Below are 26,625 nucleotides of genomic sequence, written 5' to 3' on the forward strand. Positions count from 1 at the left end.
CGCGCACCGCTTCTTGCTTATCAAGTGGCGTGATTATTTAATCCATCACTCCACTTCGTGCGGGGCGTCCCAAGCGTTCAGCTCGGCCTCGCTCCAATCCCCATAAGTGGCGTTGGGGAAAACAATCCAGTCATTGCCGAAGCGGTCGGCATTTTCGTTGACCAGCGTACGCTGCTCCTCAAGGTTCGCCTCGGCAAACTCACCGGCAAAGTCATGCAGCGTATCGCCGAGTTGCATCACCACCGTGTGCCCGTCCTCAACCTCGGCGCGACGCTCCGACTTGGGTGGCCCCAACAGTTTCACGCTGTCTTCAGAGACCTGGGGAAGTCCCAACGTTTCGAGCGTGGCCAGTGTATCGGCTTTGTTTTCCTGGTAGCGATCAGAAACGTAGTAGATCGCCACGTCGTGCTCATCAGCGAATTCCAGGAAGTCTTTCGACCCTGGGATCAAACGCGGCTCTCCCTCGCGCTCCCAGTGCTTCCAGGTATCCCAGGTGGTGAAGTCATGGCACGCCTGCATATCGCGCACCAGCAAGGCGCTGTTATCCAGCACGGTCTCGTCAAGGTCGGTGATGATTGCCAGGTCGGCATCGTCGCCGTGGGCCTCGATCTGTTCTTCAAGGCGATAGGTGGCAAGCTCAAACCCTTGACGCTGCAACGCGATCGCTTCTGCGGATTGCTGTTGGTAGCGCAGCCCCATGGCGTACTCAGCCTGGGCGCAGCCCGAATCGTCGTTGGCTACGGCCTGCCCTGCCATTACGGGCATACTTGCCAGGCCGGCCAGAGCAGCAAAGGTGGCCGCATTACGGTAGCGCGATAATGTCATTATCAATCTCCTTTCGCTGGCAATCCAAAAGCAGCGAGCATCCTGCCCCCATGGATTGCCCTTTGTTATCAATTAATCGCTTAACTACCGTATTTTATTTTTATTGATCATTCAAATAATTTAGAAGTCGCACTAGTGGCGTTTACGCGCAAATAAAACGCCCCCAGCGGAGCGCTTGGGGGCGTCAGATAGTGAAACTGCCGCTGAAATCTTGGTTATTGTGCGTTCACTCGGTAAAGGGCGAGATATCCCCTCGTCCTTCGCGGACGATTTTGGGCGGCAGCTCGCGCAGGTCGATCACGCTGGTGGGATCCAGGTGGCAGGCGCCGCCGTCAATGATCAGGTCCAGGTGTGCCCCAAAGCGCTCGCGGATATCCTCGGCGTCGCTCATTGGCAGGTCCTCGCCGACGGGAATCAGGGTGACGCTCATCAACGGCTCACCCAGCGCCGCCAGCAGCGCGTGGGTAATGCGGTGATCCGGTACGCGTACGCCAATGGAGCGACGCTTGGGATGCAACAACAGACGTGGCACCTCGGTGCTTGCATCTAAAATAAACGTGTAGGCGCCCGGCGTATGCGCTTTAAGCAGCCGAAACACGTCGTTATCCACCTTGGCGTAGGTGCCGATCTCGGACAGGTCCGAACACACCAGGGTGAAGTTGTGCTTGTCGTCCAGCGAGCGCAGCCATTTGATTTTCTCGATGGCCTTCTTCTCGCCCAGGTGGCAACCCAGCGCGTAGCCGGAATCCGTGGGGTAGGCCACCACGCCGCCCTTGCGAATGATCTCGATGGCCTGGTCGATCAAGCGTTTCTGGGGGTTCTCGGGGTGTATCTGGAAATACTGGCTCATGGCGGTCTCCTGCGCGCTTGAATGATCTCGTGTGTCTACCATAGCTTACTCGGCGGCCAGAGGCCCAGCCGGCGCGTCTTCAAGGTGGCGCAATCGGGGATGTTGCCAGATGGGGGGCGCCGCGGTGCGGGGTATCAAGCTCATGCTGCCGGGGGCGGCGTGGCTGCCGGGAAAGTGAAAGTCGCTGCCCATCGACGCGTACAGGTCCCGCTCTACCAGCTGGCGAGCCAGGTCGCGCGTGCTGTCCGGGTTTTGCTGTCCGCTGACCAGTTCAACCGCCTGGCCGCCGGCGGCCTGAAAGGTATCCATCAACAGGCCGCGCTTGCGCCGGGTAAGGCCGTGGCGCAGCGGATGAGCGAGTACGGCCACGCCGCCCGACGCCACCACCCAACCGACCGCATCGCTGATCTCCGGCCAGTGGGCCTTTACATCGCCTTTCTTGCCGCTGCCCAGATAGCGTTTGAACGCCGTCGCCCAGTCGCCCACCATGCCCTCGGCCACCAGCGCGCGGGCAAAGTCGGGCCGCCCCAGCGGCCGATCACTCCCCGCCTGCTCCCGAGCCTTGGCCAGCGCATTGGAAAGGCCGGCTTTTTCGAGCCGCTCGGCGATGACCTCGGCCCGCTTGATGCGCGCTTCCCGCTGGTGATCCAGACCTTCCACCAGCGTCCCTTTAAGACCGCCGGGCATCAGCGCCACCATGTGTATATTGATGCCCTGCCAGCGGGTGGATAACTCACAGCCCGGCAGCAGGCACACGCCTACCGATGCCGCCGCCTGCCCCGCTTCGGCCACGCCATCCATGGTATCGTGATCGGTCAGCGCCATGTGGGTAAGTCCACGCGCCGCACACAGCGTCACAAGCTCGGTTGGGGTCAGCGCGCCGTCGGACGCCGTCGAATGCATGTGCAGGTCAACGGGGTAACGCTGGTCGGTCTCAAAGGTCGTGGGAAGTCGGGGCATAATGACGCCATGTGGCGAGTTTGTCAGAATAAGAGGTCGCGATAAGCCGCTATGGTGCGCGCTTACGTCGGTGCGGTCAATTCAGCCCACCCGGCAGCCCGGTCTTTTGATCCGTTTTCATTCAAGGAGTTATGCACATGCTGTATGCCATCATCAGCGAAGATACCGCCAACAGCCTGGAACGCCGCCTGGCCGCCCGCCCCGACCACCTGGCACGGCTGGAAGCGCTGCGCGACGAGGGCCGCCTGGTACTCGCCGGGCCGCATCCCGCCATTGACGCGAGCGACCCTGGCGAAGCCGGCTTCAGCGGCAGCCTGGTAGTTGCCGAGTTCGAGAGCCTGGAAGCGGCGCAAAGTTGGGCCGATGCCGACCCCTACGTGATTGCCGGGGTCTACGCCCAGGTCGCGGTCAAACCGTTCAAGAAAGTTTTGCCTTGACCCTTGGGGACGAATATGGAGGTCTCGTCCGCTTTTTCACAGAGCCTGTGGAAAACTCTGTGAAAACACGGCGGACGCATTCCGCTAAGCCAGAGATAACGCCCCTGTTTACAAATTGGTCAATTTTTAACCACCTTTCGCCAACACGGATCAACGCGTGACGCAACGCCATTCTGCTCTGCCGCCGCTGGCGGCGCTGCCCTCACCGTCGCTTACCTGGCACGAGGCGGCGCCACACTCGGCCGCCTTCGACGACGTGTATTTTTCCCGGGAAGACGGCCGCGCCGAAACCGAGCACGTCTTCGTCAACGCTAACGACCTGCCCGCCCGCTTCGCCGACTGGCCGCCGGGGCGCGCTTTCGTGATCGGCGAAACGGGATTCGGCACCGGTCTGAACATGCTCTGTGCCTGGGCATGTTTCGAAGACCATGCACCGGCCCATGCTAGGCTTCATCTGTTATCCACAGAGAAGCTTCCCCTCGACCATGCCTCGCTTACCCGTGCCTTGAGCGCCTGGCCGAGCCTGGCCGCTTATGCACAGGTGCTGTGCGCTCTGTGGCCGGCACCGGTCAGCGGCATCCACCGTCTGCACCTCAGCGAGCGCGTGACGCTGGATCTGCATTTTGGCGATACCGCCGAGCGCCTGGGTCAGCTCGACGGCCAGGTAGACGCCTGGTTCCTGGACGGCTTTGCGCCTTCCAAAAACCCGGACATGTGGCAGCCGGCGCTGTTTGACGCCATGGCCGCCCGCTCACACCCCGGCGCGACCTTTGCCACCTTCACCTGCGCAGGCATCGTCAAGCGCGGTTTGAAAGCCGCCGGCTTTACCTGGCAAAAGGTGCCGGGCTTTGGGCGCAAGCGCGAAATGCTGGCGGGGCATATCGCCACGCCGCCCGACGACCCTCGCCGCCAGGCGACGCCCTGGTTTACCCCGCCAGCGGCCACTTATCCGCGCCAGGTGGCGGTGATTGGCGCAGGCATCGCCGGTGCCAGCGTCGCGGCAGCTCTGGCCCGGCGCGGCATCCAGGTCAGGCTGATCGATCGCGAAGGCCCCGGCGCGGGCGGCTCGGGTAATCGCCAGGGCGCGCTCTACGTCAAACTGGCCGCCGAGACCAATCACCAAAGCCGCTTTTATCTAGCCGGGCTGATGTACAGCCAGCGCTGGCTCAGCCAGATATCCACACCCACGCCGCTATGGCAGCCAAGCGGCGTGGTGCAACTGGCGTTGACCGACAAGGAGACCAGGCGCCAGCAGCGTTTTATCGCCAATCACCCGCTGCCGGACGCGATAGTGAGCGCCCAGACGGCGGGGTTGAGCGAGCAGGCGGGCGTGCCGATCAGCGCCGACCAGGCGCTGGTTTATCCCCAGGCTGGTTGGGTACGCCCCAAGGCACTGTGCGAACGGTTGGTCGACTACCCGAATATTGAAGTGTGCCAGGGAGAGGTGACGCAGCTGCGCCGTGACGGCCAACGCTGGCAGCTCGATCTGACAGGCGGTGACGTGATCAGCGCCGACCAGGTGGTGATCGCCAACGCCCAGCTTGCCAACCGCTTTGCCCAGACCGCAGCGCTCCCGCTGCAGCAGGTGCGCGGCCAGGTCAGCGAAGTAGCGCTGCCGGAGGGCGTGGACGCCCCCGGGCGCGTCGTTTGCGCTGGCGGCTATGTGTCCCCGCCTGTCGACGGCGTACTGACCTTCGGCGCCAGCTTTGTGCCCAACAATGACACCACCCAGGTCACCGCCGACGACCACCAGCGCAATATCGACGAGCTGAGGCACGCGCTGCCCGAGTGGGTGGCCGACCTTGAACGGGCGGGGGTCGCGCTGAATGCCCAGACGCTGGCGGGTCGCGCGGCGGTGCGCGCGGCAAGCCCCGACAAAAGCCCCTATGCGGGGCCGGTGCCAGTGGCTGACGCCTGGCGGGAGGCGTATCAGGGGTTAAGCAAGGACGCCTCGAAAGTGCCCGATACGCTGGGCGAGCACTACCCGGGGCTGTGGATATCCACCGCCCACGGTTCCCGTGGGCTTTCCAGCGCGCCGCTGTGTGCCGAAGTGATCGCCTCACGGATGTGCGGCGACCCGCTACCCCTCGAAGCGCCGCTGGTCGACCACCTGCACCCCGGGCGGCGCATCATCAGCGCCATCATTCGGGGTGAGAGGGCCTGAGCCGCGGCTAGATATCGCCTTCTTCTTCGTCGTCGGCGATATCCCGGCCAAACGACCGCCACTGGGCAAGGGTCATCACCTCGGTCATCTCAAGCTCGAGGTCGTGGGCAATGATCAGCTCGTTGCGCTCGAGCTGCTTTTTAAGTGTCTCGACCCAGCCGTGCATGCCCTCGCCGGTAGTGTCGGTGGTGTCGTAACCCTGGCGGGTGACAAAGGTTTCCAGCAGCGCGTCCAGGGTTTCCGGCGGCAGCATGCGCGCCGGGACTTCGATAAAGCGGCTCATTCGCGTTGCTCCCATTCGGCCAGGCGTTGGACAAAGGTGGCCTCGTCGACAACCTCGACGCCCATTTGCTCGGCTTTGGTCAGTTTGCTGCCGGCGGCTTCCCCCGCCACCAGGCAGGTGGTTTTTTTCGATACGCTGCCCGCCACTTTCGCGCCCAGGGCCTGCAGGCGGGCCTTGCCTTCGTCGCGGGTCATCGACTCAAGCGTGCCGGTGAGCACCCAGGTCTGGCCGTCCAGCGGCGTGGGCCCCTGCACGACGTCGCTTTCCTGCCATGTCACGCCCGCCGCGATCAACGCCTGGAGGGTTTCCAGGTTATGCGGCTGGCGGAAGAAGGTGTGCACGTGGGCAGCCACCACGGGGCCCACATCGTTCACGGCTTCCAGTGCCGTCTGGTCGGCGTCCTGCAGCGCCTGCAGGGTACCAAAGTGGCTCGCCAGATTCGCCGCCGTGGCTTCGCCCACCTCGCGAATTCCCAGGGCGTAGATAAACCGCGCCAGGGTCGTGGCCTTGGCTTTTTCCAGGGCGTTAACCAGATTGGTGGCGGATTTCTCCCCCATGCGCGGCAGGCTTTTGAGCAGCTCGACACCCAGGTGGAAAAGGTTGGCGGGGGTTTGCACCCAGTCCAGGTCGACGAGCTGTTCGATGAGCTTTTCGCCCAGGCCGTCAATATCCAGCGCCTTGCGGCTGGCGAAATGTTTCAGCGCTTCCTTACGTTGAGCCGCGCAGTAGAGCCCGCCCGAACAGCGGGCGACTGCCTCGTCTTCCAGGCGCTCGATCTCCGAGCCACACACAGGGCACTGATCCGGAAAAGTAATCTCCCGGGCATCGTCCGGCCGCTTGTCGGTATCCACGCGCACCACCTGGGGGATCACGTCACCGGCCCGACGGATGGCCACCGTGTCGCCGATCATCACGCCCAGGCGCTTGATTTCATCGGCGTTGTGCAGGGTGGCGTTGGAGACCGTCACGCCGGCGACCGTGACCGGTTCGAGCCTGGCAACCGGGGTAATCGCCCCGGTACGACCGACCTGAAATTCGACTTCGTTCAGGGTGGTGATCTCCTCCTGAGCGGGGAACTTGAAGGCCACCGCCCAGCGGGGCGCCCGGGCGACAAAGCCTAGCTCGCGCTGATGGCGCAGGTCGTTGACCTTGATCACCACGCCGTCGATGTCATAGCCCAGCCGGTCGCGCTTTTCGCCCAGCTGGTCGCAGTAATCGGCCACCGCTTCAGGGCCGTGCAGGGTGGCCAGCTCGGCGCTGGTACGAAACCCCAGAGCGGTCAGCCGCCCCATCAGCGCGCTGTGGCGGGTATCGCCCTGGTCAGGCTCGAGCCGCGCCACCTGATAGGCGTGAAACTCCAGGGGTCGGGTGGCGGTGATGCGCGGGTCGAGCTGGCGCAGGCTGCCGGCCGCTGCGTTCCGCGGGTTGGCGAAGACTTTCTGGCCGTCTTGACGGGCGCGCTCGTTGAGCGATTCAAAGCCTGCGTGGCGCATGATCACTTCACCACGTACTTCCAGCAGCTCGGGCACCTTGTTGCCCATCAGCTTCAGCGGCACCGAGCGCAGCGTACGCAGGTTGGAGGTAATGCCTTCGCCGGTGCGGCCATCGCCGCGCGTTGCCCCGCTGACCAGCAAACCCTGCTCGTAGACCAGCGAAACTGCGGCGCCGTCGAGCTTGGGCTCGCAGCTGAACTCGATGTCGTCGGCCTGGCATTCAAGACGTTCGGCGACCCGCTCGGCAAAGGCATGAATATCATCGCGACTGAAGGCGTTGTCCAGCGACAGCATGGGGATGGCGTGGGCGACTTCGGGAAAACCCGCCGCAGGCGCCGCCCCTACCCGCTGGGTGGGGGAATCCGGCGCGACCAGGGAGGGATGCTCCGCCTCCAGCTGTTTCAAGCGCTGCAGCTTGCGGTCGTAGTCCGCATCGGTCAGCGTCGGCTCATCAAGCACGTAGTAGCGGTAATTGGCGTCATCCAGCGCGGCGCGAAGCTGGATGATCTCGTCCAGCGCGTTAGGGTCAGGCTGACTCATTGAAGCAGGTTCTCGTCGACAGGCTAATAGCGGGGGTACACGTTAGCGATATTATGCAATAAAAAACACCCGCCCTCGGCAAGAGGACGGGTGTGTGATGGCAAGCGCTGTTTAGTGGGCTTGCATATGACGATGCAGCCGGTGGCGACGCTCGAATTCGTGCACGCGCTGGCGAGCGAATTCGATCGTCTGGGCGGTCATCACGCTGTGGTTTTCATCCTTCAGCTCGCCACCCATGTGGCGGACGACCACCATCGCGGTTTCCACCATGGCCTCGAACGCCGCCGAGCTATCGTGCGCGCCGGGCAAGGGCATCAGCAGGGTAATGCCGGGCGTAACGAACTCGTCCATTTCCTCGATGGGGAAGGTGCCGGGCTTGACCACGTTGACCATGGAGAACTGCAGCTCGCTGTCGTCGCTTTCGGTTTCAAAGCGATGAAAAACCCCCATGGGGCGGCTGTAACGTAGGCCACAGGCCATCATCAGCTCGAGCAGTTTGCCCCCGTCGAAGCCTTCCGGGTCGCGGGACAGCACGCTGATCACCACGACTTCTTCGGCGTTGGTCAGGGTTTCCTTGGCATGCTCACCACAAACATCGTGACGCAGCGCTTTTTCAAGCGCCGGATGGGTACGCACGACCCCTTCCGGTTCGTCTGATTCGTGCCATGCTGCGTGTTCATCCGCTACCGGCCGCAGGTCTTCTTCAGCGGCATAGCGCGCGTTGTCAGCAGCCTGAGCGCGACGCTCTTCTTCGGCGGCCTGAGCGGCCTGCTCGCGCGCCTGGGCCTGTTCCTGGGCAATGCGGGCCTTTTCCGCCTCGGCGGCTTCCTCGGCCTCGCGGCGCTGCTCCGCTTCGATGGCCTTGCGTTCTGCCTTCTGCTTGGCCAGCGCTTCGGCGCGACGAGCCTTTTCTGCCTTTTTCTGCGCCCGGGCTTTGCGGTGGGCGATCATGCGCTGCTTGAGCGAACGACCGATTTCTTCGAAGTCCACCAGGCGATAGCTTTCTTCGTCGTCGTCATCGTCGGGGTGCTCACCGGCGATATCGCTGCGAAGCTGGCGGCGTTTGGTCGAAGTGTCGGTATTGGCATGCTTTGCAAAGGCCGCGTCTTCCGGCTCGGCGCGCAGTACCGGGGTGTCGTCTTCACTTTCCGTTGGGCGCTGAAACTCGCGCTCGTCCGTGGCGCTCAGGCGAGGCTCGCGGTGCGCAGAGGTCGTGTCTTCGGCGGAAGACGACGGCGCTGGCTCGCGATGGCGTTCTTCGGGCGCTGGCGTTGACTCAGGCATTTTCACCTCAGGGCGCTGGGCACGCGTCGATGTTGCGGCGTCGGCGGTGTGCGGGGTGTTTGAGGCGGCAGGCGAACTTGCCTTGCTGTTGCTGCGTTTGAACCGGGCAAGTATCTCGGACGGCCCCGGATGCTCCTGGCGTTCCAACTTGGGTTTTTGGGCCAGACCGCTATAGTCGGCGGGCTTGACCACCCGCGCCCCACCGTTGGGAAGCTCCCAGTTTATCTCGGCCTCTTTGGCCTCGTCGTCGAACTCGGCGGATCGAGGTGCCGGCGTGTCGCCGACCGACTCATCAAGGCGCGGAACGCGACGCTGTCGTTGAAGTCGTCTCACCCCATCAATCACGATGAGGGATACCAACGCCAGCCCTAAAATGATTAGCCACTCTCTTAATTCCATGTCGAACATTCCATGGGTCATTTTGACGGTTGCTAAGGCGCGATGCCCGAAAATTATATGACGACCATTAATCCTTTACTTGACCAAGCATAGCGCGATTGCGTCGAAAAGGGCCACTTTTTGCTAATTTTCACGTTATCACACCGTTTTTAACGTTCGCTAAGCCGCAGGTTGGACGCTAACGCGGATGATAAGTGCCCTACTGACTGCCCATTATTTAACGCGCCAGCACGACCGCCATCCCCTTACGTTTGAAGCGCTTGCTGAAGCCCACCCTTGGCGTCTTAAATCGCCCCAATGAATCGGGGATTTCTCGACCTCTTGCTAACGCGGATAAACGCTTAAAAACACGCTTGACGATTAATATAGATAAGTTTAGCGCCTTGAGTCACTTTTTTTAACGCTTGCCCGTCATTTATTAATCGTGGGTGCGGTAACAACGTTAATGCTTGCGCTGCTTAATCCACCAGGGCCGCTGCTTCATCGACACCCACCGAGACCATCCGCGACACCCCCGGCTCCTGCATGGTGACGCCCATCAAGCGCTCGGCTGCTTCCATGGCAATTTTATTGTGGGTGATGTAGATGAACTGAACGTTGTCCGACATCTCTTTTACCAGCTTGGCATAGCGCCCGACGTTGGCATCATCCAGAGGCGCATCGACTTCATCCAGCATGCAGAAAGGCGCCGGGTTTAACTGGAAGATGGCGAACACCAGCGACAGTGCCGTAAGTGCCTTTTCCCCCCCGGACAATAAATGAATCGTGCTGTTCTTTTTACCCGGCGGGCGCGCCATGATGGCCACGCCGGTTTCCAGCAGGTCATCTCCGGTCAGCGTCAACCAGGCCGTACCGCCGCCAAACACGCGGGGAAACAGGGTCTGCAGCCCGGTATTGACCTGATCGAAAGTGTCTCTGAAACGCACGCGGGTTTCCTGGTCGATGCGCTTGATGGCGCGCTCCAGGGTTTCCAGCGCTTCGCTGAGTTCGGCGTGCTGGGCTTCCAGGTAGTCACGGCGTTCGGCCTGCTGGTCGTATTCTTCGATCGCTGCCAGGTTGATCGCCCCAAGCCGGCGAATCTTGTCGGTGGTACTTTCCAGGCGCTCCTGCCAGGCGGTTTCACTGGCGTCATCGGCAAGCTGTTCCGTCAAGGCCTCGACGTCGTGGCCGAGCTCAGCGAGCTGCTCGTCCTGGGTGGCGGCCTTGAGTGCCAGGGCCTGGGCGTCCATGCGGCGTTGCTGCAGCTGCTCGCGACTCTGCTCCAGATTGCGCTCGTGCTGCTGGCGGGCCAGCTCGTCGTTACGCAACTGATCCGCCAGCGTTTGCGCTTGCTGCCGGGTGTCATTGAGGCGCTGCTCCTGCTGTTCGCGCTGATGGAGGAGCTCCTCGAGCTCTTCGGCGGCCAGCTCATCGGGTTCCAGCAGCGTTTCCCGGGAGGCTTCAAGCTCCTCGATCCGCTCGACGAGCCGCGCTTCGCTTTCGCTGCTGCGGGCCTGCTGCGAACGCAGGCTGCTGCCCTCTGCATTCAAGCGTTCACGCTCGAGCGCCAGCGCCTGCTGGCGGGCCTTCAGCGGTGCGTGCTGCTGGTTCAACTGCTGACGCCGTTCGCGCTGGCTATCGCGCTGTTCGGCGCTGGTGTCGCGGGCCTCGGCGGCGGCATCCAGCTGTTCCATGGCCTCGTGCCAGCGGGCACGCTGTTCGTCGAGAGTAAGCGCTAACTCTGCTTCGTCTTCCTGCAGCTGGCGCAGTTCGTCGTCCAGCTCGCCGGCGCGGCTTTCCAGATGCTCCAGTCGCTGGGCAAGGCTGTGTTCCTTGATGGCCAGCTGCTGGAGCGTGGCGGCGTGCGCCCGCTCGTCCTCGGCCTGCTGTTCGCGGCGATGTTCCAGCGCTTCGATGGTGTCACTGGCGGCCTCGCACTGGGCTTCGACAGTCGCCAGCGCGTCTTCGTCCTGTTCACGGCGCGCCGCCAGCTCAGCGTGGCGGCGGCGCGTGACCAGCAGCGCATCGACGCCTTCACCGTTGGCCTGTTGATGGAGCCAGCCCCGCCCGCGCCACACGCCGTCACGGGTAACAACGCTTTCCCCCGGCGCCAGTGATGCTGCGAGCGCATCGGCCTCGGCGCTGTCTTCTGCATAGTGAATACTTGCTAACCACTCACCCAGCGCGCCCGCGCCACTGACCAGGGCATCCAGCCGCTGCCCACCGTGCGGCGCAGGCGCGGCGCGATCTATCAGGCACCAGTCGGTGGCCAGCACCTCGGGCAGTGCGTTGAGCTGATCCAGCTCCACCAGGCGGGCATTGAGCCAGGGCGCCAGCAGCCAGGAGATGACGCGTTCCCAGCCTGGGGCCACCTCGATCGCTTCACCCAGGCGCGGCGCCTCGTCAAGGCCCTGAGCGGCCAGCGCGTCGCTCACGTGAGGATCATGATCGGCAAGGGCGGCGTCGATCAGCGCCTGCAGCGAGGCCAGCTCGCCCTGGCGCTGACTCAGGTCGGCGCGCTGCTGGTCGCGCGCCTGGGTGGCCTGCTGGTAAGCGGCTTTGGCCTCGCTGTAGCGCTGCTGCCATTGATCGCGCTCGGTCTCGAAGGCCTCGGCACGCTGTTCGGCGTCTTCGCGCTGCGCCTGGCATTCGGCATGCTCGGCGCGCAGCGCGGTGACATCGGCCAGCTCACCGCGCTGCTGGTGACGGCGCTGGCGCTCGGCCTGCAGGCGGGCAATGCGCTGTTCCAGGTCACGCAGCTGATCCTGACGGCGTTCGGCTTCGCGGCTGGCATCGCGCCAGCGGGCATCGGCATCGGCCCACTGCTGCTCGGCTGCCTCGAGTGAGGGGCTGGCGTCGGCCAGGGCTTGCTCGAGGGTCTCCAACTGCTCGTCGAGCGCTTCATGTTCGGGTAGCAGTTCCTCGAGCCGCTCGTCGATCGCCGCCAGCCGTGCCTGATCGCCTTCACTGACCCGGCGCTGTTCGTCGAGATCGCGATGGGCGCTGGCGATATCGCTGGCCAGCTGGCTTTCGCGGCTGCGCCGATGGGCCTGATCTTGCTCCAGGCGCGCAATCCGCGTTGTGGTTTCAAAAAACTGCTGCTGGTGGCGTTCGAGCACTTCGGAGAGTTCGTCGTGCTGCTCGCGGGCCTGCTCCAGGCGCGTCTCGCACTGGCGAACACCGAATACGTCCTTTTCGACGGCGGTCTCCAGCTCGCGCACGCGGCTTTCCTGCTGGGCCTGCTCGGCCCGCAACGCACGACCCCTCAGCAGCGCCAGCTCGCCCTTGAGCTGAAATTCCTGCTGCTTTAGCGCCTGATAGCGTTTGGCGGCCTCGGCCTGGCGCTTCAGGCGCTCCAGCTGCTTGTCGAGCTCTTCGCGAATATCGTCAAGCCGCTCGAGGTTTTCCTGGGTGCGGCGCATGCGATTTTCGGTTTCGCGGCGACGCTCCTTGTACTTGGAAATGCCGGCCGCTTCTTCGAGGGTGGCGCGCAGGTCATCCGGTCGGGCTTCGATCAGCCGCGAGATCATGCCCTGGCCGATAATCGCGTAGGAACGCGGGCCCAGACCGGTGCCCATGAACAGGTCGGCGATATCCCGGCGGCGGCATTTCTGGCCGTTGAAAAAGTAGCTGGACTGACCATCGCGGGTCACCAGGCGTTTCACCGCAATTTCGTTGTATTGGGCGTAGACGCCGCCCATGGTGCCGTCGTGGTTATCGAACTTGAGCTCAATGGACGCCTGGCCTACCGGCTTGCGCCCCGTGGAGCCGTTAAAGATAACGTCGGCCATGGATTCGCCGCGCAGGGTCTTGGCCGAGGACTCGCCCATCACCCAGCGCACGGCGTCGATGATATTCGACTTGCCGCAGCCGTTGGGCCCGACAATCGCGGTCATATTGCCGTCGAACGGCACGGTGACCGGATCGACGAACGACTTGAAGCCGACGAGGCGTATCGAGGTTAAACGCATGGCGCGTACACGCTGAGATTATTCAAAAACACGATCAATGATCACCCTGGTAGCCGCTTGCCCGTCGAGCGGGCCTACCTCGACCCGATCTACATCCCCCCATAAATCCCCCGCCTGGGGCGTCGCCTGGCCGCTGGGCGACACACGCACCATCAGGCGGACTTCCCGCGCCTGGGAAATCTGCGCGTCGGCGGTCATGGCGGCGCGGTCGTCGAGCACCACGGTCATCGGCAGTTCGGACACCAGACCCTGAACCACCGCCAACGGCGGTCGTTCGCCCTCTACGTCGCGCGCCAGAACAAAGAGTTTATCATCACCGTCAACCTGATCGGCCAGGGCGGGATCCAGCGATACGCTGACCCGCACGCCCGGGCCTGCAGACGCTGGCGTCTCGTCGCCCATACGGCCCTGGGCCACCCGAATACCCTGGCGCAGCGACGCGGCAATCGCCGGGTCTTCCACGTTGGCCACGGCCCGCCGCCAGCGGTCGATGGCGGTAGCGTAATCGCCCTGATCGAACGCGTGGATGCCGAGAATACTCAGCGCCGTGGGCTGACGCGGGTCGGCCTCGCGCACCTCGTCAATCAGCGCCTGGACCTCGTCGGTAAGCGTGCGCTTGGCCATGAAAAAGCGCAGCTGCGCGAGCTGGGCGAGCAATGACGGCAAGCGGCCTTCCAGGGCAATCAATCGTTCAAGCGCGGTGACGGCGTTGTCCATCTGGCCGGTTTCCCGATACAGCGAGAACAGCGTGCTCCACAGATGGGGGTTTTCCGGCTGCTCGCTTATCTGGGCCTCCAGCCTTTCAAGGTAGCGTGCCTGGGAGCCCTCGGGATCCTCGCGCACATCCTGACCGATGGCCCACAGAACAAGGTCGTCTTCCGCCCCTTGCTGCTGGTACCACACCACGCTGCCAACGACCAGCGCGAGCATGACCAGCGGAACCGCCCAGCGCCCCGACGCGGGCGACTTGAGCGGCCTGCGTTTGAGGGTGGCGGTATCGTCGAGCAAGCTGCGCTCCAGCGCCAGTTTCTCTTCATCGTACTGGCGTTGATCCACCTTGCCCGCTTGGTGGGCGGCATCCAGCGCGGCGAGCCGCCGCTGGAAGATGGCCACGTTTTGCTCGACGGCGGTGTCGTGTTGTTCAAACGTCGACTGGGCGTCATGCCAGCGACGCGCCTTGCGCATCGGCAGCACCAGCAGCCACAGCGCAGGCAGCAATACACCGGCGAGCGCTATCCACAGCAGCGTCACGATGACTCCTTACGCGCCTTCAAGGCATCGAGGCGCGCCTGCTCATCTGCTGTCAGGGCCTTCGCCGAGGCATGGCGACGAGCCCGCACGATCAGCGCCACCACCACGCCGGTCAGCACCAGCAGGCCGACCGGCAGCCCCCAGAGCAGGTAGGTGCGCTGCTCCAGACGGGGGTTATAAAGAATGTAGTCGCCGAATCGCTGCACCATGTGGTGAATGATTTCGGTGTCGGACTTCCCCTCCTGCAGCAACCGGTAAACCCGTTCGCGCATATCCGCCGAAATGGGCGCATCGGAGTCGTTGATCGCCTGGTTCTCGCATAGCGGGCAGCGCATGGAAGCGGTCAGGTCGCGATAGCGTTCCTCCGTCAGCGGATCGTCGAAGTCGCGCAGCTCGATGCCACCGGCCAAGGCAGGCAGCGAAAGGCAGAGCAATACCGTCAGGACTATCAAGCGACCTAGCGCCATTTTTCCACCTCCGGCAATAGACGGTCGTGGACATCCTCGGGCGACACATAGCCCTTGTGGTGGTAGCGGATAACGCCCTGGGCATCGACCAGAAACGTCTCCGGCGCGCCAATGACGCCCAGCTCAAAGCCCAGCTCGCCATCCGGATCAAAGATATTGACCGCGAAGGGATCACCAAACTCGTCGAGAAACGCAAGCCCCGCCTCGCGGGTATCGCGGTAGTTGACGCCCACCAGGCGAATATTGCGCTCGGCGAGATCGAGTAGCTGAGGCATTTCCTGGCGACAGGCCGGGCACCACTCGCCCCAGACGTTGACCAGCGTCAGCTCGCCTTCGAACAGCGACGGGTCGACGCGCCGCTCGGGGTCGCGCAGCGTGGTGGCCTCGAAGGCGGGGAAATCACGCGCCATCAGCGCCGAATCGCGCGCTGAGGGGTCTTCGGACAGGCGCACGTAGAAAAACAGCGCCAGCCCCAGAAACATCACCGGCATCAGCAATAAAAGTAAACGTCGCTTCATCCCCGTCCCTCCTGCGCAAGCCGAGCCGGGCGTGCGCGGCGATAGCGCTTATCCGCCACCGCCAGCACGCCGCCCAGCGCCATCAGCAATCCCCCCAGCCACAGCCAGCGCACAAACGGCTTGTACTGGATACGCATTGCCCAGCTGCCGTCGCCCAGGTCTTCTCCCATGGCCACGTAGAGATCGCGGAACAGGCCAGGGCTAAGCGCCACCTGGGTCATGGGCATGCCGGTCGCCAGATAGAGACGCTTCTCGGGCTGCATCACGAACCGGCGGCGGCTGTCGCCACGCTGCACTTCGATCACGGCGGTATCGGCCAGGTAATTAGGGCCACGCCGTTCGCTTATCCCGGTCATGGTGAACTGATAACCCGCGACGGAAACGCTTGTGTCCGGCGCCATGCGCACGCTCTCTTCCACCGCATAATGGGACACCACAGTGGCGCCGATGATGGTCACCGCCACACCCAGATGGCCGAGCACCATGCCCCAGTATGACAGCGAAAGACGGCGCAGCGCCTGCCGCGCCGAGCGGCCCTGGCGCAGCCTGCCGACCAGGTCACGGCCCAGCGACAGCACGATCCATAGCGCCATCGTCAGGCCCAGCGTCACCCATAGGTTCCACTCGCCGCGATACACCAGCGGAATCAGCGCGCCTAAAACGAGCGCGGCGAGCCCGGCCCACCATAGCCGGCGCACGAGCTCGCCTGGCGAGGTCGACTTCCAGCGCGCCATGGGCCCAAGCCCCATGAACAGGCAAGTAATGACCGTGAGCGGTACAAACAAGGCATTGAAGTAAGGCGGCCCGACGCTGATTTTACCCAGCCCCAGCGAATCCAGGATCAACGGGTACAGGGTGCCCAGCAGCACCGTCATCGTCGCGGTCACCAGCAACCCGTTATTGATCAGCAGCAGGGCATCCCTGGACAGCCAGTTGAACCCCACGGCATGGCTGACCCGAGGCGCGCGCAGCGCGAACACCAGCAGTGACAGCGTGACGGTAATCGCCAGCAGCACCAGAATGAACAGCCCCCGGGAAGGGTCGTTGGCGAAGGCGTGCACCGAGGTCAGCACGCCGGAGCGCACCAGAAAGGTGCCCATCAACGACAGCGAGAAGGTGGCAATGGCCAGCAGCACGGTCCAGCTCTTGAAGGAGCCGCGCTTTTCGGTGACCGCCAGCGAATGTACCAGGGCCGTTCCGGTCAGCCAGGGCAGCAGCGAGGCGTTTTCCACCGGGTCCCAGAACCACCAGCCACCCCAGCCCAGCTCGTAGTAGGCCCACCAGCTGCCCAGGGCAATGCCGACCGTCAGAAACGCCCAGGCAATGTTGGTCCAGGGCCGCGCCCAGCGGGTCCAGGCAGCGTCCAGCCGCCCGCCAAGCAGGGCGGCGATGGCAAACGCGAAGACCACGGAAAACCCCACGTAGCCCATGTAGAGCATCGGCGGGTGAACGATCAGCCCGATATCCTGAAGTAACGGATTGAGGTCGGCGCCGTCTGCGGGCGTCGTCAAGAGCTGCCGCTCAAAGGGATTGGAGGTCAGCAGTACGAATAGCAAAAAGCCGCTGCTGATCAGCCCCAGCACCCCCAGCACCCGGGCGAGCATATCCCGGGGCAGGCGCTGCGACCGCCAGGCGGCGACGCACCCCCAGCCCGCCAGCATCAGACTCCACAGCAGCACCGAGCCTTCGTGATTGCCCCATACGGCGCTCAGCTTGTAGTACCAGGGCAGCAGCGAATTGGCGTTGCTGGCGACGTTGACCACGCTGTAGTCGTCCAGCAGGTAGCTTGCCGTCAAACACCCGTAGGCCAGCAGCACGAACACGAACTGGCCGGTCGCCATCGGCTGGCCGTAGGCCATCCATAGCGGCCGACGCGTCGCGGCACCGGCAAGCGGCAGCACGGCCTGAACCACGGCCATCAGCAGCGCAATGATCAGGGCAAAGTGGCCTATTTCAGGGATCAGACGGATCAGCATGGACGCTCCGGCGCCGGGCTGAAACGGGCAAGCCGTGCGGGGATCACGTGTCGTCCTCCTGCTGGCGGCCTACTTCGGCGGCCTTGGCCTGAAAATCGGCGGGGGAGTAGCCGGCGTCTTCCAGGGCCTGCGCCACTTCGGGGGGCATGTAGTTTTCATCGTGGCGGGCCAGCACGTCATCGGCGCGGAAACGACCGTCGTCCTGCAGCTCACCCACCACCACCACGCCCTGACCTTCGCGGAACAGGTCAGGCAGGATACCCTGATAGTCAACCGGCAGGTCATCCACATAGTCGGTGACGGTAAACGCCACGTTCAGGCTCTCGGCATCTCGGGATACGGAGCCCACTTTCACCATGCCGCCCGCGCGAATAGAGCGCTCGAGCGGCGCTTCACCCTGGGCAATCTGCACAGGGCTGAAAAACAGATTGATGTTGGCGCGCAGCGCATACAGCGAAAGCCCTACGGCCACGGCAGCCAGGCTGACCAGGGTAACGATGACCAGCAGCTTGCGCTTACGCGTCGGGGTCATGGGACGGCCCTCTGGGTGGGGACGGCGTTTGACGGCGTGCCTGACGCTTCAGCTGGCGCAGCAATTGCCGCCGCTCAAGCCGGGCGTGCAGCGCAAGCCCCACCATGAACACGGCGGTGACGCCCCAGGCCGACCACACGAAGCGACCATGGCCGCCCATGGCGGCCCATTCAACCAGTGACGCCATCGTCATTAGCGGGCCTCCTCGATCAGCGCCTGAACCCACCTTGCCTTGGCTTCACGGCGAAGTATTTCGCTGCGCGTTCGCATTAGCGTAAGGGCAATGAAAAAGCAGTAAAAGCCCAGCACCATGATGAGCAACGGCAGCCACATTTCAAGCGGCATCGAGGGCCTGGCGGTCAGCGTAAACGACGCCGGCTGGTGCAGGGTGTACCACCAGTCCACGGAGTACTTGATGATGGGAATATTGATCACCCCGACCATCGCCAGTACCGATGCTGCCCGGGCACCGCTATCCCGACGACCAAAGGCACCGCGCAGCGCGATCACCCCGATATACAGAAACAGCAGAATCAGCATGGAGGTCAACCGAGCGTCCCACATCCACCAGGTGCCCCAGGTAGGCACTCCCCAGACCGCGCCGGAAAACAGCGCTACAAAGGTCATGGCGGCACCCAGAGGCGCCATGGCCGCCGCCGCCATGTCGGCGACCTTGATTTTCCAGACCATATAGACCAGGCCGGCCACCGCCATGGTCACGAACACCGACTGCGCCAGGAAGGCGGCCGGCACATGGACATAGATGATGCGGAAGCTGTTGCCCTGTTGGTAGTCGGCAGGCGCGAAGAAAAGGCCCCACACGCTGCCGGTCACCAGCAGCAGTATCGCCGCCCCCCAGCACCAGGGCTGCAGCCGTGCGCTCAGTTGATAAAACCATTTGGGCGAACCCAGCTTGTGTATCAAGCCCCACATACAGTGCCCATCCCTATCCGTTGATACTGATACGAAGCGACGCCGCGATGGCCCAGGGAGAAAATATCAGCGCTGCTGCCAGCAAGGCCCCCAGCAAGGCCAGGTGGGGCAGCACGGCGTCGCCCATGATGGCGGCCTGCACCGCCCCACTGCCAAAAATCAGCACCGGAATGTAAAGCGGCAGCACCAACAGCGAGAGTAACACGCTGCCACGCGGCAAACCGACGGTCAGGGCCGCGCCGATCCCGCCGATCAGGCTCAGGCTGGCGCTGCCCAACACCAACGACGCCATCAGTACACCGATACTGTTCATCGGCAGCGCCAGCAAAATGCCAAGCACGGGGGCCATCAGCGCCATCGGCAAGCCGGTCAACAGCCAGTGCGCCGCCACTTTGGCGACGGCTAGCGACGTGAGCGGATGCGGGCAGAGCATCATCTGCTCCAGACTGCCATCGTCGAAATCGCTGCGAAACAGGCCATCCAGCGACAAAAGCGCGGCGAGCAGCGCCGTGACCCAAAGCAGGCCGGGCGCCATCACCGCCAGTAGCGATGCCTCGGGAGAGATACCCATCGGAAACAGACTCACCGCCAGGGCATAAAACACCAGCGGATTGAGCACATCGCCGGGGCGCCGCCGCATACGGTTAAGATCACGCATCAGGGTAGCGCCCAGCGCAATGCCGAGGTGCTGTTTGTCAGCCGGCTCGCTGATGACCGCGACGCGCCGTGTGGTTTCTGAAAGCGGCAACCCTGGCTCCTTTACCCCAGCGCAATATGACATAGCGGGTGCGCGATATTAAGTGTGTGGTGGGTGGTCATCACAACGGCGCCACCGGCCTGCGCATGAGCCGCTATCTGCGTTTCCAGCGCCGCGACGCCAGCGTGATCAATAGCCGTAAACGGCTCATCCAGTATCCACAGAGCCCTTGGCGTCAGGCTCAGCCTTGCCAGCGCGACCCGACGCTGCTGCCCCGCCGACAGTCGCCCGGCGGGGACATCTTCCAGCCCCTCGAGCCCCATCGTCGAGAGGGCCGCTTCACGCTGTGCTTCGCTGCCGCGTTCGCCGTGTAACGCCTGATACCAGGCCAGATTCTCAAGCGGCGTGAGACCCGCGCTGACGCCTGGGGCGTGACCCAGATACAGCAGATTGGCCGCGAAGTGCGCGCGGGCGCGGTGAAGGGGGTTGCCTTGCCAGCGCAGCGTGCCTGAATAATCCGCCAGCTGGCCGGCAAGGATTTTCAACAGGGTGGTCTTGCCGCTGCCGTTGGGGCCGTCCACGCGCCAGATGTCACCGCCTTTGACGTCGATATCCAGCCCCTCGAAGAGCCAGCGGTCATCACGCTCGCAGCCCAACTGACGGGCTTCCAGACATAGGGCCACGGCGACTCCAGACAGATTTATCTTGCTCGAACGTTAGCGAACTCTACACGTAAATCCCCCCTCTCGCCAGTCGAGGCAGAGGGGGGTGAACCCCTGGATAAATTTTCCCTGGCACTGTATGCAAAAACAGGTTTATACTGGATAAACACTGTATGAAAAGACATGTACTGCCGCACTGATCAACATGTCTACCGTTTGCCTGCCTAGGGATAGGGCGCTGATTTGGAGAAAGCCGATGAACATGTCGATGAATACCTCATTGCCGCCGATTCGCCCCATGCCAAGCCCCTACACGATCCCGTCGCCGGCCGCCCGGATGACGCGTCGCAATACCTACACCCTGAAAGTGCGGGGTAATCGAATGGCCAACTGCAACCTGTTCGATGGTGACGTCATCGTGATTCGGCGCTACCAGCACGACAACCAGGACGAAACCGTCATCGCCGAGATCAACCACCAGACACTTGCCCTCAAGCAGTTGTCGATCAGCCGAACGGGCGTTCGCCTATGGCTGGATGATGGCCGGCACTCCGAGGTGTTTTTGCACAATCGTGATATTCAGGTACTTGGCATGTTCATGGGAATTGAGCATCATTCCGTGACACATTAAACCGCCTGGATGTTCATGCGCTACCGCATACCCCACTTGCCCCCGGGCCGCTGGCACATCGACGAGATCGACGTCGAGAAAAGCCGCTTTATTGCCTGGATCGCCCATACACCCGACCTCGACGCCGTCAATGCGCTTGCCACGGCGGCCAGACAGGCGCACCCCAGCGCCAGCCACCACTGCCTGGCCTATATAGCCGCCGCTCCCGGCGAGCAGCAGCGGATTGGCTTCTCCGATGACGGCGAGCCGGGCGGTACCGCCGGCCGACCCATGTACCAGGCGCTTCAGGGCAGCCAGCTGGGCGATATCGGCTGCGTGGTCATCCGCTACTTCGGCGGCACCAAACTGGGCACCGGCGGCCTGGCGCGCGCCTACGCCCAGGCGGTGAATCACGCCCTGGCTACGCTGCCCACCCGCGAAATCATCGAGCGCGATCACTACCGGGTACGCTTCACCTTTGCCGACGAGGCAATTGCCCGGGCGTGGTGCGATGAACAGGCCATCCCGGTCATTGATGCTCAGTACGATGGAAACGGCGTGGCGCTGACGATTGGCTGGCCCAGCGATTGGCCGCTCGACCTTGGCCCGCTGGAAAGCCGCCTCAAGCAGTCCCTCAGCGCGCAGACGGTCTCGCTATAAGCAAAAAAATGGCCGCCCCTGAAGGAGCGGCCGATTGCGTGGTTAGAGATACATGTTCGCCTGGAGCGTGGTCAACCCAAGTACTTGATCATCACGCCCGCAGCCACCGCCGAGCCGATGACCCCCGCCACGTTGGGTCCCATGGCGTGCATCAGCAGGAAGTTATGCGGGTTGGACTCGAGCCCCACCTTGTTGGCGACTCGCGCTGCCATCGGCACCGCCGAGACCCCCGCCGCGCCGATCAGCGGGTTGATCGGCATTTTGCTCACGACGTTCATCAGCTTGGCCATCAACACGCCAGCCGTGGTGCCGATCCCGAAGGCCACGATCCCCAGTGCCATGATGCCCAGCGTTTCGACCGACAGGAAGCTCTCCGCCATGAGCTTGGAGCCCACTGCCAGGCCCAGCAAGATCGTCACGATATTAATCAGCGCGTTCTGGGCCGTGTCACTCAGCCGCTCGACCACGCCGCATTCGCGCATCAGGTTGCCAAAGCAGAACATCCCCAGCAGCGGCGAGGCGTCGGGCAGGAACAGCGCCACCAGGATCAGCAGTAGTACCGGAAAGACGATCTTCTCGAGCTTCGACACCGGGCGCAGCTGCGTCATGGTGATCTCGCGCTCTTTCTTGGTGGTCAGCAGACGCATGATCGGGGGCTGAATCAACGGCACCAGCGCCATGTAGGCGTAAGCGGCCACGGCAATCGCCCCCAGCAGTTCGGGCGCCAGCATGCTCGATACGTAGATCGAGGTCGGACCATCCGCGCCGCCGATAATACCGATGGCGGCGGCCTGGTTGAGCGAGAAATCCATCCACCCCATCGACGACAACAGCACGGCGCCAAACAGCGTGGCAAAGATGCCGAACTGTGCGGCGGCACCCAGAAACAGCGTGCGCGGGTTGGCCAGCAGCGGGCCGAAGTCGGTCATCGCGCCGACGCCCATGAAGATGATCAAGGGGGCAATCCCCGAGGTAATAGCCACAGTGTAGAACACGTACAGCATGCCGTCGCCATAGCCGGCACCGCTGGCGATGGCCTTCGCGCCGGCTATCTGTTGGGCCGTGGCGTCACCCGCCATCATCTGCTCAAGCGACGCGCGCCAGCTGTCGACGCTCGCCTGGCTATCCAGACTGCCACCCAGTGCCGAGGCCAACTGCTCCAGCAGCGCAGGACGACCGACCTCGACCGCCTGCTCAAGGGCCGAGAGCGCCAATCCCGCCTCGGGAATGTTGGCGAGAATGCCGCCAAAGCCGATCGGCACCAGCAGCAACGGCTCAAACTTCTTGTAGATGGCGAGGTACAGCAGCAACAGCCCCACCGCGAGCATTACGACTTGGCCAAGCTCAAGGTTATAAAGCCCGGAGCCTTCCCATAAGGTTACGAGTTTATCCATGTCGGAATCCTCAGAGTTCGATCAGCGTATCGCCGACGGCAACGCTGTCGCCTTCACTGACGCTCACGGCCGACACGGTCCCGGCGCTGCTGGCGCGCACCTCGGTTTCCATTTTCATGGCCTCGAGAATGATCACCACGTCGCCCTCGGCGACGGTGTCGCCCTTGCGCACATTGACCTTGAAGATGTTGCCCGCCAGGGGAGCGGTGATCGCCTCGCCACTCGGCGCGGGCGCCTCGGGGGCGGCGCCGGCGGTAGCCTGCTCCTTGACGTCGCTTATGTCGCCGCCTTCGGCGACTTCGACGACAAACGCCTTGCCGTTGAGCTTGACGGTGTAGGTTTCCGGACCGCTGCTGCTCGCCACTGGCGCCGCACCTTCCGCCTTGGCGGGTCCGCTGGCGCTTTGCGCCTCGGCCGCCTGGGGTTCGGGCTCAAAGGCGTCCGGATTGTCGCGGTTCTTGAGAAATTTGAGGCCAATCTGCGGAAACAGCGCGTAGGTCAGCACGTCGTCGACCTGCTGCTCGCCGTCGGCCAGGCGAATACCGTCGGCCTTGGCGTGGTCTTTCAGCTCGCTTGCGAGCTTATCCATTTCCGGTGAGAGGTTGTCCGCCGGACGGCAGGTGATGGGCTCACCACCGTCCAGCACGCGCTGCTGCAGCTCGCTGTTGAACGGTGCTGGCGCGGCGCCGTATTCGCCCTTGAGCAGCGCCTGAACTTCCTTGGAAATCGACTTGTAGCGCTCGCCCATCATCACGTTCATGACGGCCTGGGTACCGACAATCTGCGAGGTCGGCGTGACCAGCGGGATAAAGCCCAGGTCTTCGCGCACGCGGGGAATCTCGGTCAAGACATCGTCCAGCTTGTCGCCGGCGCCCTGCTCCTTGAGCTGGCCTTCCATGTTGGTCAGCATGCCGCCGGGCACCTGGGCGATCAGGATGCGCGAGTCGATGCCGCGCAGCGAGCCTTCAAAGGCGGCGTACTTCTTGCGTACGCCGCGGAAGTAGCTGGCAATGTCTTCCAGCAGCTCGAGATCCAGCCCGGTATCGCGATCGGTATCCTTGAGCATCGCCACCACCGACTCGGTGGGGCTGTGGCCGTAGGTCATCGACATCGACGAAATCGCGGTATCGACGTTATCGATGCCGGCTTCGACCGCCTTGAGAATCGTCGAGGTAGAGAGCCCGGTGGTGGCATGGCAATGCAGGTGCACGGGGATCGACAGCTCTTTCTTGAGGCGCGATACCAGCTCATACGCCGTGTAGGGCGTAAGCAGGCCCGCCATATCCTTGATAGCCAGCGAGTCCGCGCCCATGGACGCAATGGTCTTGGCGAGGTCAACCCAGCTATCCAGGGTATGAACCGGGCTCACGGTATAGGAAATGGTGCCCTGGGCATGGCCGCCGACCTGACGTACCGCCTTGATGGCACGCTCCAGGTTGCGCGGGTCGTTCATCGCATCGAACACCCGGAACACGTCGACGCCATTGGTCTTGGCGCGCTCGACAAACTTGTCCACCACGTCGTCGGCATAGTGACGATAGCCCAGCAGGTTCTGACCGCGCAGCAGCATCGCCTGAGGGGTGTTGGGCATGGCGTCTTTCAGAGCGCGAATACGCTCCCAGGGGTCTTCACCCAGATAGCGAATGCAGGCGTCGAAGGTGGCGCCCCCCCAGGTTTCCAGTGACCAATAACCGACCTGATCCAGCTTTTCCGCAATGGGCAGCATGTCCGCCAGCCGCAACCGGGTAGCAAACAGCGATTGGTGGGCATCGCGCAGGACGACATCAGTAATGCCTAGTGGGCGTTTTGTTTCGTTCATGGCTTGGCTCGTAGTCAAGGAATGTTTATTTGTAGTAAAAATAACAAAATTATACCCGGTTTGCGCGAATCACCCCGGCAAACCAGGAAAGTTAACGACGTGTTTTATGGCGATAACGGTGCACGGCAGCACTGATCACTGCGAGGGTTTCATCATCCTGCGAGGCTGGCGAGGCAGCCGGCTGGGTCCTGGCCCGCGGCGCAGCCGGTGCGGGAACGGGCTGAAAACGCCTGATGACGCCCGACATGAGCGTCATCGAAAACACTAAAACCCCAAGAAAAACAAACACAAACCCCATGCCAAGTGCCATCAGGCCAAGGCCTTCTTGTAATAGTTCAGGATCCTGCATAAGGCCTCTCCTTCCTTATAGCCGATAAGACCATCAACGCGACTGCTCATTGACGCTTGGCGCAGTGCGGGGAATACACTAACCTGCCACACCCTATGAAGAATGCAATGGCGCGATGGTTTAAGTCATGGTTGTTAATTTACTACATAAAGGCGAAATCGGACTAGCCCCCATGGAGGGGGTGATCGATGCCGTCACCCGCGAGCTACTGACGGTCACCCCCGGGTTTGACTGGACGGTGACCGAGTTCGTCCGCGTGGTCGACGCGCGTCTGCCACCGCGCGTGTTCTACAAGCACTGCCCTGAACTCGCCCAGTCTCCGGTTGCCACCCCCAGCGGCATTCCCGTCCACCTACAGCTGCTGGGCGCCGATCCGGCGGCTCTCGCCGCCAACGCTCGCCAGGCGCTGTCGCTGGGTGCACGCAGCATCGACCTCAATTTCGGCTGCCCGGCGAAGCTCGTCAACCGCCACGACGGCGGCGCGTCGCTACTGCGCCAGCCCGAGCGCGTTTACCAGGCCGTGAAAGCGGTTGCTGACGCCCTCGACGGTGACATTCCCGTGACGGCAAAAATCCGCTTGGGGTTTTCTGACCGCCGCCTGGCCGTTGCCTGCGCCCAGGCCACCGAAGCCGGCGGCGCGGCGCGGCTGGTGGTTCACGGCCGCACCCGCGACGAAGGCTATCGCCCACCCGCCCACTGGGAGTGGATTGCCAAGATTCGCCATTGCGTATCGCTGCCGGTGGTGGCAAACGGTGATATCTGGACGCTGGAGGATTACTGGAAGGCGCGCACGCTATCAGGCTGTCGCGATGTCATGCTGGGACGCAGCGCCCTGGCCGACCCCTGGCTGGCGCCCAGAATACGCCACTGGCAGAGCACCGGCGAACGCCTGGCCGACACTACCTGGCCAATGCGCGCCGGGGTGCTCAAGGAGTACGCCCACCGCCAGCGCCAGCAGCTTCCCGACCGGGTTGTGGTCTCGCTGGTCAAGCAGTGGCTTGCGCAGATGCGTCAGGGGAATGCGGAGGCCGACCACCACTTTCAGCGCGTCAAGCGGATTACCGCCCTGGACACCTTGCTTGAAAGCCTGGTCGTGCCCCTCAGAACCGCCGAACCGGCATAAAAAAAGCGCCCTACCGTTAAGCGGGGCGCTACACACGATCGCAAGACTCCGGCGCGAGCCACCTGAGCCTGGCTAGAAAACAGAAAACCCGTCCTCATAGAAGGACGGGTTTGGAATCTGGCGCGCCCGGGAGGATTCGAACCTCCGACCCTCTGATTCGTAGTCAGATACTCTATCCAGCTGAGCTACGGGCGCGTGGATGATTTTCCACGTTATCGATTTAACAATGCGGGCAAAACATCATCTAAAAAGGTGGCGCGCCCGGGAGGATTCGAACCTCCGACCCTCTGATTCGTAGTCAGATACTCTATCCAGCTGAGCTACGGGCGCAGACCTTAATGTGCGGTTGGCGGAGAGAGAGGGATTCGAACCCTCGATAGGGCTATAAACCCTATACTCCCTTAGCAGGGGAGCGCCTTCAGCCACTCGGCCACCTCTCCTTAACGGCA

The 26,625-nt window shown here is 63.1% G+C and carries 24 protein-coding genes and 3 tRNA genes; 5 read left to right on the forward strand and 22 right to left on the reverse strand.

Features of this window, described 5'->3' with window-relative positions:
• Positions 1 to 45 precede the first annotated feature (45 nt).
• From QC815_RS15435 to QC815_RS15445, 3 genes are all read right to left on the reverse strand, one after another.
• Entirely contained in the window at positions 46 to 825 is a 780-nt protein-coding gene (locus QC815_RS15435; protein ID WP_310540787.1) for a 5'-nucleotidase, lipoprotein e(P4) family, read from the reverse strand.
• Between the two features lie 226 nt (positions 826 to 1,051).
• A complete protein-coding gene (locus tag QC815_RS15440) occupies positions 1,052 to 1,675 on the reverse strand; it encodes an L-threonylcarbamoyladenylate synthase (RefSeq protein WP_230446998.1) in 624 nt (207 codons plus the stop codon).
• A 45-nt stretch (positions 1,676 to 1,720) separates the two neighbouring features.
• The gene (locus QC815_RS15445; RefSeq protein ID WP_230446999.1) at positions 1,721 to 2,635 is read right to left on the reverse strand and encodes a PHP domain-containing protein; all 915 of its coding nucleotides are present in this window, start codon (positions 2,633 to 2,635) and stop codon (positions 1,721 to 1,723) included.
• Between the two features lie 137 nt (positions 2,636 to 2,772).
• On the opposite strand from QC815_RS15445, the gene QC815_RS15450 reads away from it, so the two are divergent.
• Both QC815_RS15450 and mnmC read left to right on the forward strand, forming a co-directional pair.
• Complete coding sequence (locus QC815_RS15450) at positions 2,773 to 3,072, forward strand: YciI family protein (protein ID WP_230447000.1); 300 nt, start codon at positions 2,773 to 2,775, stop codon at positions 3,070 to 3,072.
• Between the two features lie 157 nt (positions 3,073 to 3,229).
• Positions 3,230 to 5,236: a bifunctional tRNA (5-methylaminomethyl-2-thiouridine)(34)-methyltransferase MnmC2/FAD-dependent 5-carboxymethylaminomethyl-2-thiouridine(34) oxidoreductase MnmC1 gene (gene mnmC / locus QC815_RS15455; RefSeq protein ID WP_230447001.1), complete on the forward strand. Its 2,007-nt coding sequence runs from the start codon at positions 3,230 to 3,232 to the stop codon at positions 5,234 to 5,236.
• Positions 5,237 to 5,243: 7 nt separating this feature from the next.
• Here mnmC and QC815_RS15460 read toward each other — a convergent pair whose 3' ends face one another.
• The 13 genes from QC815_RS15460 to ccmA all read right to left on the reverse strand — a co-directional run bounded on the left by QC815_RS15460 (position 5,244) and on the right by ccmA (position 20,242).
• Positions 5,244 to 5,519: a YheU family protein gene (locus QC815_RS15460; RefSeq protein WP_230447002.1), complete on the reverse strand. Its 276-nt coding sequence runs from the start codon at positions 5,517 to 5,519 to the stop codon at positions 5,244 to 5,246.
• Positions 5,516 to 7,552: an NAD-dependent DNA ligase LigA gene (gene ligA, locus QC815_RS15465; RefSeq protein ID WP_310540792.1), complete on the reverse strand. Its 2,037-nt coding sequence runs from the start codon at positions 7,550 to 7,552 to the stop codon at positions 5,516 to 5,518. Before ligA ends, QC815_RS15460 begins: the two co-directional genes overlap by 4 nt.
• A gap of 111 nt (positions 7,553 to 7,663) precedes the next feature.
• The gene (locus QC815_RS15470) at positions 7,664 to 9,235 is read right to left on the reverse strand and encodes a cell division protein ZipA (RefSeq protein WP_230447004.1); all 1,572 of its coding nucleotides are present in this window, start codon (positions 9,233 to 9,235) and stop codon (positions 7,664 to 7,666) included.
• A 458-nt stretch (positions 9,236 to 9,693) separates the two neighbouring features.
• Positions 9,694 to 13,185, reverse strand: a complete 3,492-nt coding sequence (smc, locus tag QC815_RS15475) for a chromosome segregation protein SMC (protein WP_310540795.1) — start codon at positions 13,183 to 13,185, stop codon at positions 9,694 to 9,696.
• A gap of 18 nt (positions 13,186 to 13,203) precedes the next feature.
• Positions 13,204 to 14,436 carry a c-type cytochrome biogenesis protein CcmI gene (ccmI, locus tag QC815_RS15480; protein ID WP_230447006.1) on the reverse strand — a complete coding sequence of 411 codons (1,233 nt, stop codon included), beginning with the start codon at positions 14,434 to 14,436 and terminating at the stop codon, positions 13,204 to 13,206.
• Positions 14,433 to 14,903, reverse strand: a complete 471-nt coding sequence (locus tag QC815_RS15485) for a cytochrome c-type biogenesis protein (RefSeq protein ID WP_230447007.1) — start codon at positions 14,901 to 14,903, stop codon at positions 14,433 to 14,435. Before QC815_RS15485 ends, ccmI begins: the two co-directional genes overlap by 4 nt.
• The gene (locus QC815_RS15490) at positions 14,894 to 15,421 is read right to left on the reverse strand and encodes a DsbE family thiol:disulfide interchange protein (RefSeq protein ID WP_230447008.1); all 528 of its coding nucleotides are present in this window, start codon (positions 15,419 to 15,421) and stop codon (positions 14,894 to 14,896) included. The genes QC815_RS15485 and QC815_RS15490 overlap by 10 nt, the downstream gene beginning before the upstream one ends.
• A complete protein-coding gene (locus tag QC815_RS15495; protein WP_230447009.1) occupies positions 15,418 to 17,397 on the reverse strand; it encodes a heme lyase CcmF/NrfE family subunit in 1,980 nt (659 codons plus the stop codon). The genes QC815_RS15490 and QC815_RS15495 overlap by 4 nt, the downstream gene beginning before the upstream one ends.
• Before the next feature lie 43 nt (positions 17,398 to 17,440).
• Positions 17,441 to 17,929 (reverse strand): cytochrome c maturation protein CcmE, encoded by a 489-nt coding sequence (ccmE, locus tag QC815_RS15500; RefSeq protein WP_230447010.1) that lies wholly within the window; start codon positions 17,927 to 17,929, stop codon positions 17,441 to 17,443.
• Entirely contained in the window at positions 17,913 to 18,122 is a 210-nt protein-coding gene (gene ccmD, locus QC815_RS15505) for a heme exporter protein CcmD (RefSeq protein WP_230447011.1), read from the reverse strand. Before ccmD ends, ccmE begins: the two co-directional genes overlap by 17 nt.
• Complete coding sequence (locus QC815_RS15510) at positions 18,122 to 18,862, reverse strand: heme ABC transporter permease (RefSeq protein WP_230447012.1); 741 nt, start codon at positions 18,860 to 18,862, stop codon at positions 18,122 to 18,124. Before QC815_RS15510 ends, ccmD begins: the two co-directional genes overlap by 1 nt.
• A gap of 13 nt (positions 18,863 to 18,875) precedes the next feature.
• Positions 18,876 to 19,610 (reverse strand): heme exporter protein CcmB, encoded by a 735-nt coding sequence (ccmB, locus tag QC815_RS15515; protein ID WP_422828728.1) that lies wholly within the window; start codon positions 19,608 to 19,610, stop codon positions 18,876 to 18,878.
• An 11-nt stretch (positions 19,611 to 19,621) separates the two neighbouring features.
• Positions 19,622 to 20,242, reverse strand: coding sequence for a cytochrome c biogenesis heme-transporting ATPase CcmA (ccmA, locus tag QC815_RS15520; protein ID WP_230447013.1), 621 nt, complete (start codon positions 20,240 to 20,242; stop codon positions 19,622 to 19,624).
• Positions 20,243 to 20,489: 247 nt separating this feature from the next.
• On the opposite strand from ccmA, the gene QC815_RS15525 reads away from it, so the two are divergent.
• The gene (locus QC815_RS15525; protein ID WP_230447014.1) at positions 20,490 to 20,852 is read left to right on the forward strand and encodes a LexA family protein; all 363 of its coding nucleotides are present in this window, start codon (positions 20,490 to 20,492) and stop codon (positions 20,850 to 20,852) included.
• 15 nt (positions 20,853 to 20,867) lie between these two features.
• Positions 20,868 to 21,491, forward strand: coding sequence for an IMPACT family protein (locus QC815_RS15530; protein WP_230447015.1), 624 nt, complete (start codon positions 20,868 to 20,870; stop codon positions 21,489 to 21,491).
• 71 nt (positions 21,492 to 21,562) lie between these two features.
• Here the strand turns inward: QC815_RS15530 and QC815_RS15535 are convergent, their stop codons facing one another.
• The 3 genes from QC815_RS15535 to QC815_RS15545 all read right to left on the reverse strand — a co-directional run bounded on the left by QC815_RS15535 (position 21,563) and on the right by QC815_RS15545 (position 25,053).
• Positions 21,563 to 22,885, reverse strand: coding sequence for a sodium ion-translocating decarboxylase subunit beta (locus tag QC815_RS15535; RefSeq protein WP_310540801.1), 1,323 nt, complete (start codon positions 22,883 to 22,885; stop codon positions 21,563 to 21,565).
• Between the two features lie 10 nt (positions 22,886 to 22,895).
• Entirely contained in the window at positions 22,896 to 24,704 is a 1,809-nt protein-coding gene (gene oadA / locus QC815_RS15540) for a sodium-extruding oxaloacetate decarboxylase subunit alpha (RefSeq protein WP_310540803.1), read from the reverse strand.
• Between the two features lie 91 nt (positions 24,705 to 24,795).
• Entirely contained in the window at positions 24,796 to 25,053 is a 258-nt protein-coding gene (locus QC815_RS15545; RefSeq protein WP_230447018.1) for an OadG family protein, read from the reverse strand.
• 172 nt (positions 25,054 to 25,225) lie between these two features.
• Here QC815_RS15545 and QC815_RS15550 point away from each other — a divergent pair, with 172 nt between their 5' ends.
• Complete coding sequence (locus QC815_RS15550; RefSeq protein ID WP_310540871.1) at positions 25,226 to 26,176, forward strand: tRNA dihydrouridine synthase; 951 nt, start codon at positions 25,226 to 25,228, stop codon at positions 26,174 to 26,176.
• A 118-nt stretch (positions 26,177 to 26,294) separates the two neighbouring features.
• Here QC815_RS15550 and QC815_RS15555 read toward each other — a convergent pair.
• The 3 genes from QC815_RS15555 to QC815_RS15565 all read right to left on the reverse strand — a co-directional run bounded on the left by QC815_RS15555 (position 26,295) and on the right by QC815_RS15565 (position 26,616).
• Positions 26,295 to 26,371, reverse strand: a tRNA-Arg gene (locus QC815_RS15555).
• 58 nt (positions 26,372 to 26,429) lie between these two features.
• Positions 26,430 to 26,506 (reverse strand) — tRNA-Arg (locus QC815_RS15560).
• 17 nt (positions 26,507 to 26,523) lie between these two features.
• A tRNA-Ser gene (locus QC815_RS15565) sits at positions 26,524 to 26,616 on the reverse strand.
• Between the last annotated feature and the right edge of the window lie 9 nt (positions 26,617 to 26,625).

The organism is Vreelandella gomseomensis (assembly GCF_031451645.1).
Lineage (GTDB): Bacteria > Pseudomonadota > Gammaproteobacteria > Pseudomonadales > Halomonadaceae > Vreelandella > Vreelandella gomseomensis.

What these genes read in the sequence shown, in the direction of transcription:
- QC815_RS15435 (WP_310540787.1), bottom strand. Translation starts at nt 825, where the DNA reads ATGACATTATCGCGCTACCGTAATGCGGCCACCTTTGCTGCTCTGGCC.
- QC815_RS15440 (WP_230446998.1), bottom strand. Translation starts at nt 1,675, where the DNA reads ATGAGCCAGTATTTCCAGATACACCCCGAGAACCCCCAGAAACGCTTG.
- QC815_RS15445 (WP_230446999.1), bottom strand. Translation starts at nt 2,635, where the DNA reads ATGCCCCGACTTCCCACGACCTTTGAGACCGACCAGCGTTACCCCGTT.
- QC815_RS15450 (WP_230447000.1), top strand. Translation starts at nt 2,773, where the DNA reads ATGCTGTATGCCATCATCAGCGAAGATACCGCCAACAGCCTGGAACGC.
- QC815_RS15460 (WP_230447002.1), bottom strand. Translation starts at nt 5,519, where the DNA reads ATGAGCCGCTTTATCGAAGTCCCGGCGCGCATGCTGCCGCCGGAAACC.
- ligA (WP_310540792.1), bottom strand. Translation starts at nt 7,552, where the DNA reads ATGAGTCAGCCTGACCCTAACGCGCTGGACGAGATCATCCAGCTTCGC.
- QC815_RS15470 (WP_230447004.1), bottom strand. Translation starts at nt 9,235, where the DNA reads ATGGAATTAAGAGAGTGGCTAATCATTTTAGGGCTGGCGTTGGTATCC.
- smc (WP_310540795.1), bottom strand. Translation starts at nt 13,185, where the DNA reads ATGCGTTTAACCTCGATACGCCTCGTCGGCTTCAAGTCGTTCGTCGAT.
- QC815_RS15485 (WP_230447007.1), bottom strand. Translation starts at nt 14,903, where the DNA reads ATGGCGCTAGGTCGCTTGATAGTCCTGACGGTATTGCTCTGCCTTTCG.
- QC815_RS15490 (WP_230447008.1), bottom strand. Translation starts at nt 15,421, where the DNA reads ATGAAGCGACGTTTACTTTTATTGCTGATGCCGGTGATGTTTCTGGGG.
- QC815_RS15495 (WP_230447009.1), bottom strand. Translation starts at nt 17,397, where the DNA reads ATGCTGATCCGTCTGATCCCTGAAATAGGCCACTTTGCCCTGATCATT.
- ccmE (WP_230447010.1), bottom strand. Translation starts at nt 17,929, where the DNA reads ATGACCCCGACGCGTAAGCGCAAGCTGCTGGTCATCGTTACCCTGGTC.
- ccmD (WP_230447011.1), bottom strand. Translation starts at nt 18,122, where the DNA reads ATGACGATGGCGTCACTGGTTGAATGGGCCGCCATGGGCGGCCATGGT.
- QC815_RS15510 (WP_230447012.1), bottom strand. Translation starts at nt 18,862, where the DNA reads ATGTGGGGCTTGATACACAAGCTGGGTTCGCCCAAATGGTTTTATCAA.
- QC815_RS15525 (WP_230447014.1), top strand. Translation starts at nt 20,490, where the DNA reads ATGAATACCTCATTGCCGCCGATTCGCCCCATGCCAAGCCCCTACACG.
- QC815_RS15530 (WP_230447015.1), top strand. Translation starts at nt 20,868, where the DNA reads ATGCGCTACCGCATACCCCACTTGCCCCCGGGCCGCTGGCACATCGAC.
- QC815_RS15535 (WP_310540801.1), bottom strand. Translation starts at nt 22,885, where the DNA reads ATGGATAAACTCGTAACCTTATGGGAAGGCTCCGGGCTTTATAACCTT.
- oadA (WP_310540803.1), bottom strand. Translation starts at nt 24,704, where the DNA reads ATGAACGAAACAAAACGCCCACTAGGCATTACTGATGTCGTCCTGCGC.
- QC815_RS15545 (WP_230447018.1), bottom strand. Translation starts at nt 25,053, where the DNA reads ATGCAGGATCCTGAACTATTACAAGAAGGCCTTGGCCTGATGGCACTT.
- QC815_RS15550 (WP_310540871.1), top strand. Translation starts at nt 25,226, where the DNA reads ATGGAGGGGGTGATCGATGCCGTCACCCGCGAGCTACTGACGGTCACC.